The sequence below is a fragment of the Mitsuaria sp. TWR114 genome (genome assembly GCF_007997345.1).
Genome location: NZ_VOSR01000400.1, coordinates 1 through 1,020, shown reverse-complemented (window position 1 = coordinate 1,020; position 1,020 = coordinate 1). Strand labels below are relative to the sequence as shown.

Here is a 1,020-nt window from a genome sequence, read left to right as displayed (position 1 = left end):
GGTGCGGTCGTCGATGACCGCGACGGTCTTGACCTTCAGGTCCTGCGCCGCATAGACGGCCATCTTTGCGCCGAGCTGGTTGTCGGTCGCGCCGATGCGGAACAGGTTGGACTGATTGGGCTGCTGCGTGATGCGCGGGTTGGAGGCCACCGTCAGCACGATCACGCCGCCGTCGGAGAACACCCGCGAGGCCGGCATGGTCACGCCCGAGTTGTACGGGCCGAGCACGAAGCGGACCTTCTTGTCCACCAGCGCCTGCGCCACCTGCACGCCCTGGCGAGGGTCGGCGACGTCGTCGTTGACATCGAGTTCGAAGATCACCGGCTTGCCGCCGATCTTCACGCCCTTGGCGTTGAGTTCCTTGATGGCCAACGCGGCGCCGTCGCGGTTGTCCGTGCCGTAGCCGGCCTGCGGGCCGGTGATGGGGCTCATGAAACCGATGCGCACGCGCTCCTGCGCCTGGGCGCCCAGCGCCACCAGGCCGGCGGCCAGCACCAGCCACTTCAACGAGATCTTCTTCATGGGTCTTCCTCGGTAAGGTCTTCCCGGGATCGATTCCCGGGAGGGGTCTTCCCCGATAGGGGAAACGCGAGTCTACGTAAAGACGCCGGTACCGGCCGACAACCGCACCGAAGTGCGCGACACGACGACCGCCCTCACGCACGCGGCACGTCTACAGTGGCGCATGGTCCGCCCCCTCTCCGGCAGCGTCATCTGGATCCAGCCCGAGGCCCCGCCCAAGCCCGCCGTCGGCGCGCCCTGCAACGGCTGCGGGGTGTGCTGCCTGGCCGAGCCCTGCCCGCTCGGCATGCTGGTGAGCCTCAAGCGCGAAGGCGCCTGTCGCGCGCTGGTGTGGTCCGACGCCGACCGCCAGTACCGCTGCGGCATGCTGGTGCATCCGAGCCGCTATGTGGGCCTGCGCACATTGCCGCCGCAGGGCCTGGTCAACCGCCTGATCCGCCGCTACGCGCGCCGCATGATCGCCGCCGGCATCGGCTGCGACGCGCGATCGACACCGAT

2 protein-coding genes are annotated in these 1,020 nt (G+C 68.9%); one reads left to right on the top strand and one right to left on the bottom strand.

Annotated features, from left to right (window positions below):
• A partial coding sequence (locus FUT87_RS15020) for a branched-chain amino acid ABC transporter substrate-binding protein (protein WP_147241537.1) occupies positions 1 to 522 on the bottom strand: 522 nt, incomplete at its 3' end.
• Positions 523 to 685: 163 nt separating this feature from the next.
• Between FUT87_RS15020 and FUT87_RS15015 the strand changes: the two genes are divergently transcribed.
• Positions 686 to 1,020 (top strand): hypothetical protein (locus tag FUT87_RS15015; RefSeq protein WP_147241536.1); only part of this gene is annotated, 335 nt, incomplete at its 3' end.